The sequence below is a fragment of the Tangfeifania sp. genome, assembly GCF_055108615.1.
The window spans coordinates 22,364-28,635 of the sequence record NZ_JBSQIC010000044.1 but is presented as its reverse complement, the minus strand read 5'-3'; the positions used below and the strand labels follow the sequence as shown (position 1 = coordinate 28,635).

The following is a 6,272-nucleotide window of genomic DNA, read 5'->3' as shown; positions in this document are numbered from 1 at the left end:
AAATCAATGTTCATTTCAGAAATAACAATAAAAAACAGCACAATATACCCGGTGTAAAGAATAGCCCGGTTGATTACCATTTTGCGCTGCTTCGACCATTTTGCAGGCAGGATTCTTCTGATTAAAAACGAAATGGCATAAATAATGGCCACACCAATAACAATCACAATTACAAGAAATAAAATTTTCTCGAGGGTAGCTGCATTAAAATATTTCGACCAGTCAAAATTCATTATTCTGATTTATAAATGTTTTTAATAAAATGGAAATTAATTTTCAGTATATTTTTCGAAACTGAGCTCTTCGGTTTGGCAATTATTTCAGCTTTTTCGCCGTGTATTTTTTTGGAAACCCGGTACTCGGCAATGCTTATAATATCTTTTCCTTTATAATCGAGCGCGGCTAAACTGGTAATAATTTTATCGTTGTTTTTGTAAAGCGCCATATTCTCAACCCGTAAAATCATCCGCTCCACTTTCAGCACTGTAGAAGATGAATTTAAAATACTGACAGGACAAAGTGCCTCGTGCGGCTGCAGCCGGGCATCGTCCGGGTTAAAAAAGAAATCGCTACCGAGCGTAAATGCAGGTTCTCCGCTGTCGGGATCTCCAAACCAGGTATTGGACAAACGTTGCGTTTCAAATTCTTTAAGCAGGTTATCCGACGATTTTTTGGCAAAATAGGCCTGAATGGTAAGCGGAATTTTGAGGGAAAAAGTTAATTTTTGTTTGGGCGAAACATTTAATTTACTGTCCATAAAAACCAGCGGCTTTGCTGGAAGCGAAGGGGCAAGCAGCAGCGTATTGGCTTTTCCGGTCTGGTAATATTCTCCTTCTGAAAAATCGGGTGTTTCGTTTTTGAAAGGCCAACCCCCTTCAAAACTTAACAATATCCAGCCTTCCTTTTCACGCTTTATGCCGAGTGAAAAATTTTCATATTCTTTTACAAGGAATTCGCCCGGTTGAATTTGCAGTGTTCCAAATAGCGGAGATGTTTTCATTATCAGTAAAATTTGCTGTCTAATTTAAAAAACATTCGCCAATGTAGGTACTGAAAATAAAAAAAGGGAAAGGATAAAGCGGATTGGCTTTTTTCGTTCCCCTGTTTTTAATAGCTCCTGGCTGTTTATTCACTTCCTCAAAACTGGTTTGTTCCATCCAGGTCGATATCCACAGCCTTAGTAATTTTCCCGATGTTTTCCGGGTCAATTATTCCCTGGATGCTGATAAGTGCGCTGTCATCGCCTCCTACTACCAGGATTAAATCGGAAAATTTTCCGTTTTCTGCATCTTTTGCCAGGAAGCGAACTACTTCATCCGATTCAGTAACTTCCATCAGTACCTCAAATTCGTTGTTGTCAAAGAAACCATCCTTGCTCAACTCTTCGTAAAAATCGAGTTTACCTGTAATTTCCGAATTTTCAACTGAAAGAATGCGGATTCCGGTGAGTTTTGATAACATTTCGCTGGTAGCCGGATCGCTCGAGTCAACCTTGCCAGCAACCCCCAACAGTTTACCTGAAATGTTTACGGTAGTGAATCCTTCCTTGTTGGCATATTTTTCGAATAATCTGTCAACAGGCGATTTTTGTGCCAGCACTGCCAGGGGCAGTATAACTGCCAAGATTAAAACTAACTTTTTCATGACTTATCATTTTTTGTATTCGTAATTATTGTTTTTGATCTATTCTGATTGCCGGGCAGTAGATTCTGCATTTTCAGCATCCAGATTTTTAATATTTGTAAAAAATTCATTCACCGGTTTCACTCCTTTTTTAAGGGGTTGCGTGCCGGACCGCAGTTTATCGAAATTCGAAAGTTTTGCCAGGCCTTTGTTGTATTTGGCTGAAACATATTCCAGGATTTCTTCAGCATAGGCGTAAGCCACTTCCGGATTTTCAAAAGTATCTTCGTACGTTTTATCTTGCTGCTGGTAGAGCAGGAGCCCGCCCACAACGATAATGATTGAGACGGCAATCCCGGTAACAGTTTTCCAAAGCGTGCGGTATTTCGTTTTTTCCTCTGCTTCGTTTTCCAAAATGTAATTCATCACCTCATTTTCAATGGAATCGTCATTTGCTGTTTTTGATAATTCAGAAATTCCTCCAAAAAATCCGGCATATTCTTCCAGCTCAGCAGCCACATTTCCCGAATGAAAATAAGCTTGCAGTTTCTGCTCGTCATTTTCTGAGCTTTCGCCATTAAAATAGCGTTGCAGCAATTGTTTTACTTCTTGTGTTTCCATTTGAATTCATTTTTCAAAAAATATGTTGCAAACCGCAGCAACTTTTTACTTACCGGTAAAACCCTCGTTTTAAAATCACTTGCAACCATCTGCTTTTCTGTTTTTTCAACTGCTTTTTAGCAGGTTTTCAAAGGTAAGACGAGCAACAGTTTTTTTCATTACATCATTCTGTTTTTTTGTCAGCTATTTTTTGAAACACAAAAAAATCCTGAACATTAACAATTTATTTTTCGCTCAAAAAACATAACTCTCTCTGGATTAGCCGGCAGTGTAATTGTTTTCTAATTCTTCAGAAACGGAATATTTACGCAGTGTTAACGGCAAGTTAAACAAGTCTTAAATTAATTCGGTTCTTTATGAATTTATAAGATTATCCATCAAAAATGATTCATTTTTGCAATCATGAACACTCTTTTTTTAAAAAATAAAAATCAGGTGAGCCCGCAATTTGAATCGAATGTTTCACCACCCGGGAAGAAATTTTGTGAGAAGGAAAAAATTTTGAGTGTTCCGTTAGCGTAAACGAAACTTCTCTTTAATCTACATTTCTTTTTTTACAGCCAATTGCAATTTTAAAGTCAGTTAATTTAACTGGCCCGGATTATTTTTTAACGTATAAACAAAAAAATCAAATAAAGTATATGGAAGGAATATTAAGTAATGCAGTTTCAATCCTTGTAGTGGGAATGATAACCGTACTTCTGATTTTATGGATGGTGGTTGTTGTTGGCAATGTTTTAATCCTGCTCACCAATAAATTCTGGCCGCTTCCCGAAGGAAAAGGAACGGAAGGTGGCAGCTCAGTTACCGCAAATAAAATGGCTGCAATAGTTGCTGCTGTTCAGACGTACACCGGGGGGAAAGGTAAAATCACAAAAATTGAAAAAGAATAATCATAAAAAATAACCATGGCAAAAGAAATTAAATTTAGTTTATTGTACCGCGACATGTGGCAATCGTCGGGTAAATATGTTCCAACAGTTGACCAGTTGCTGAAAGTTGCACCAGCAATCGTAGATATGGGATGTTTTGCCCGTGTAGAAACCAATGGCGGTGGTTTTGAGCAAATCAACCTGCTTTTCGGGGAAAATCCGAACGTGGCCAACCGGCAGTGGACACAACCCTTTAACGATGCCGGCATTGAAACCCACATGCTCGAACGTGCCCTCAACGGAATTCGCATGAGCCCCGTGCCGGCCGATGTGCGTAAGTTAATGTATAAAGTAAAAAAGAAACAGGGAACTGATATTGCACGTTCATTCTGTGGATTAAACGACCCGCGCAACCTCGAAGGTTCGATAAAATATGCCAAAGAGGGCGGTATGATTTCGCAGGCTGCCATGAGTTTAACATTTTCGGAAGTGCATACAGTGGAATATTACACCAAACTGGCCGACAAACTCATTGAGATGGGAACCGATGAAATTTGCGTGAAAGATATGGCCGGTATTGGCCGTCCGGCATTTCTCGGGAAAATTGTAAAGAATATTAAAGATCGCCATCCCAAAACACCGGTTCAGTACCACGGACATGCCGGGCCTGGATTCCAGATGGCCTCGATTTTGGAGGTTGCACGCGCCGGTGCCGATTATGTGGATGTGGCCATGGAACCGCTCTCGTGGGGAACTGGCCATGCTGATTTACTGGCCGTGCAGGCAATGCTCAAAGATGCAGGATTTAAAGTTCCGGATATAGATATGAAAGCCTACATGCACGTTCGCGCTTTAACCCAGAGTTTCATCGACGACTTTCTGGGCTATTATATTAACCCGCGCAACCGGCTGATGAATTCACTGCTGATTGGTCCGGGGTTGCCGGGCGGAATGATGGGCAGCCTTATGGCCGACCTTGAAAACAATCTTTCGAGCCTGAACAAATGGATGTCGAAACACGGGAAACCGGAACTTACCCAGGATGAGTTACTCGTTAAATTATTCGACGAAGTGGCGCATATCTGGCCAATGCTTGGTTATCCGCCGCTGGTAACTCCATTCAGCCAGTACGTGAAAAACCTGGCGTTAATGAATGTTATTCAGCTTGAAAAAGGCAGAGAACGCTGGTCGATGATAGCCGACAATATCTGGGATATGATACTCGGCAAATCAGGAAAACTGCCCGGCGAACTGGCTCCTGAAATTGTTGAGCTGGCAAAAGAGCAGGGAAGGGAGTTTTATACCGGCAATCCGCAGGATTTGTACCCGGACAAACTGGATGAGTTCCGCAAGGAGATGAAAGAGAACAACTGGGATTTTGGTGAAGATGATGAAGAGTTGTTTGAGCTGGCTATGCACCCTGAACAGTACAGGGCGTACAAATCGGGCCAGGCCAAAGCAGCTTTTGAAGCCGACCTTGCGGAGAAAAAAGCAGAGGAAGAAAAAACTGAAGCCCCGGCAGCTCCCGCAGCTAAATCCAATGAATGCGAACCTAAAAAACTTAATGTGGAGGTCAACGGTGAAAAATTTGTTGTGAATGTTTCGTGCGCAGAATCGAATGGTGCCGCGCAAAAAGAAGAAAGTGTTTCGCCCGAAAAGGAAACACGGGAAAAAGCGGTACCCGGAAGATATGTAAAAGAGGTAGCAGCACCGTTGGAAGGAAAGTTCTTCTTCACCAAAGATGCTTCTGAAAAAGCCATAAAAGAGGGTGATGAATTAAAAGAAGGTGATGTTGTAGGATACATCGAATCAATGAAGACTTACAATGCCATCCTGGCCGAAGAGGCAGGAAAAATTGTGGAAATTTGCCTTAACAATGGCGACGCGGTTGACGAGGATGACATAATTATAAAAATGCAATAACATATGCAGGAGATTTTTTCGAATTTATTTGAAATGACAGCTTTTGGGGCAATCACCTGGAAAACTGTCCTGATGTGGATCATTGCATTTGTTTTGCTCTACCTCGGCATAAAGAAAAAATATGAGCCGTTGTTGCTCATTCCCATCGGGTTTGGCGTATTGGTAGCCAATTTCCCGGGGGCCGAAATGGGAATTGTTGATGCATCGAATATAGAACTGGGGGAAGGGCGTTACAAAAACTTGTTTGAGATTGCGAACGAGTTTGGAATTCTGAATTTCCTGTACTATTCGCTCATTAAAACAGGATTTTTGCCCCCCATCATTTTTATGGGGGTAGGGGCGCTGACCGACTTTGGCCCGATGCTCCGTAATCTGCGACTGGCCTTTTTTGGGGCAGCTGCCCAAATCGGAATTTTCACTGTGCTAATTGGTGCAATTCTGCTGGGTTTTAACCTGAACGAAGCCGCATCGCTGGGCATAATTGGCGGTGCCGATGGCCCTACGGCCATTTACACAACCATAAAACTGGCTCCGCATCTTTTGGGACCAATTGCCATTGCAGCCTATTCATACATGGCTTTGGTACCGGTTATTATACCACTGGTGTCTAAGCTGCTGATTACCCCGAAAGAGTTTAAAATCAACATGAAAGAGATGGATAAAAAATATCCGTCGAAACGGAAAATCAAGAACCTGAAGGCCGTTAAAATTATTTTTCCAATTTTGCTGGGAACCATTGTGGCAATTTTTGTGCCTTCGTCAGTGCCATTGCTGGGGATGTTGCTGTTCGGCAACCTTGTAAAAGAGGTGGGAACTGCCACCAGCCGCCTGGCCGATGCTGCTTCGGGGCCGATTATGAATACTGCCACTATTTTCCTCGGACTTACAGTGGGAGCAACAATGACGGCTGATGTATTTCTGACACCCAAAACACTGGGGATTATTGTGGGAGGTTTTATAGCTTTTGCCCTTTCAATTACCGGAGGGATATTGGCCGTGAAAGGTTATAACCTTTTTGTAACCAAAAAGATTAACCCGCTGATTGGAGCCACCGGACTGAGTGCCGTGCCTATGGCTTCGCGGGTGGCCAATGAACTGGCACTGAAATACAATTCGGGTAATCACATTTTGCAATACTGCATGGCAAGTAACATCTCGGGTGTTATTGGTTCGGCAGTTGCTGCCGGTGTGCTTATTTCGCTGGTTTAATAGGCTGAAAGGCATGTTTCAAAA

7 protein-coding genes are annotated in these 6,272 nt (G+C 42.1%); 3 read left to right on the top strand and 4 right to left on the bottom strand.

Going from position 1 to position 6,272, the window contains the following annotated elements; all coding sequences use genetic code 11:
- The 4 genes from ACTCNA_RS10805 to ACTCNA_RS10790 form a co-directional block, all read right to left on the bottom strand.
- Window positions 1-233: hypothetical protein (locus ACTCNA_RS10805; RefSeq protein WP_462947929.1), on the bottom strand; the 233-nt coding region annotated here is incomplete at its 3' end.
- Window positions 233-1,000, bottom strand: coding sequence for a DUF432 domain-containing protein (locus ACTCNA_RS10800; protein WP_462947928.1), 768 nt, complete (start codon window positions 998-1,000; stop codon window positions 233-235). The genes ACTCNA_RS10805 and ACTCNA_RS10800, both read right to left, overlap by 1 nt.
- A gap of 137 nt (window positions 1,001-1,137) precedes the next feature.
- A complete protein-coding gene (locus ACTCNA_RS10795; protein WP_462947927.1) occupies window positions 1,138-1,644 on the bottom strand; it encodes a DUF4252 domain-containing protein in 507 nt (168 codons plus the stop codon).
- Between the two features lie 39 nt (window positions 1,645-1,683).
- Entirely contained in the window at window positions 1,684-2,244 is a 561-nt protein-coding gene (locus ACTCNA_RS10790) for a hypothetical protein (protein ID WP_462947926.1), read from the bottom strand.
- 641 nt (window positions 2,245-2,885) lie between these two features.
- Between ACTCNA_RS10790 and ACTCNA_RS10785 the strand changes: the two genes are divergently transcribed.
- Genes ACTCNA_RS10785 through ACTCNA_RS10775 form a run of 3 tightly spaced genes read left to right on the top strand, consistent with a single transcriptional unit; the run spans window position 2,886 to window position 6,248 of the window.
- Entirely contained in the window at window positions 2,886-3,137 is a 252-nt protein-coding gene (locus ACTCNA_RS10785) for an OadG family protein (RefSeq protein WP_462947925.1), read from the top strand.
- A gap of 15 nt (window positions 3,138-3,152) precedes the next feature.
- Window positions 3,153-5,039 (top strand): biotin/lipoyl-containing protein, encoded by a 1,887-nt coding sequence (locus tag ACTCNA_RS10780; protein WP_462947924.1) that lies wholly within the window; start codon window positions 3,153-3,155, stop codon window positions 5,037-5,039.
- A gap of 3 nt (window positions 5,040-5,042) precedes the next feature.
- The gene (locus ACTCNA_RS10775; RefSeq protein ID WP_462947923.1) at window positions 5,043-6,248 is read left to right on the top strand and encodes a sodium ion-translocating decarboxylase subunit beta; all 1,206 of its coding nucleotides are present in this window, start codon (window positions 5,043-5,045) and stop codon (window positions 6,246-6,248) included.
- Window positions 6,249-6,272 lie beyond the last annotated feature (24 nt).

Excerpts from the sequence above, each read along its gene's own strand:
- ACTCNA_RS10800 (WP_462947928.1), bottom strand. The coding sequence starts at position 1,000 with ATGAAAACATCTCCGCTATTTGGAACACTGCAAATTCAACCGGGCGAA.
- ACTCNA_RS10795 (WP_462947927.1), bottom strand. The coding sequence starts at position 1,644 with ATGAAAAAGTTAGTTTTAATCTTGGCAGTTATACTGCCCCTGGCAGTG.
- ACTCNA_RS10790 (WP_462947926.1), bottom strand. The coding sequence starts at position 2,244 with ATGGAAACACAAGAAGTAAAACAATTGCTGCAACGCTATTTTAATGGC.
- ACTCNA_RS10785 (WP_462947925.1), top strand. The coding sequence starts at position 2,886 with ATGGAAGGAATATTAAGTAATGCAGTTTCAATCCTTGTAGTGGGAATG.
- ACTCNA_RS10780 (WP_462947924.1), top strand. The coding sequence starts at position 3,153 with ATGGCAAAAGAAATTAAATTTAGTTTATTGTACCGCGACATGTGGCAA.
- ACTCNA_RS10775 (WP_462947923.1), top strand. The coding sequence starts at position 5,043 with ATGCAGGAGATTTTTTCGAATTTATTTGAAATGACAGCTTTTGGGGCA.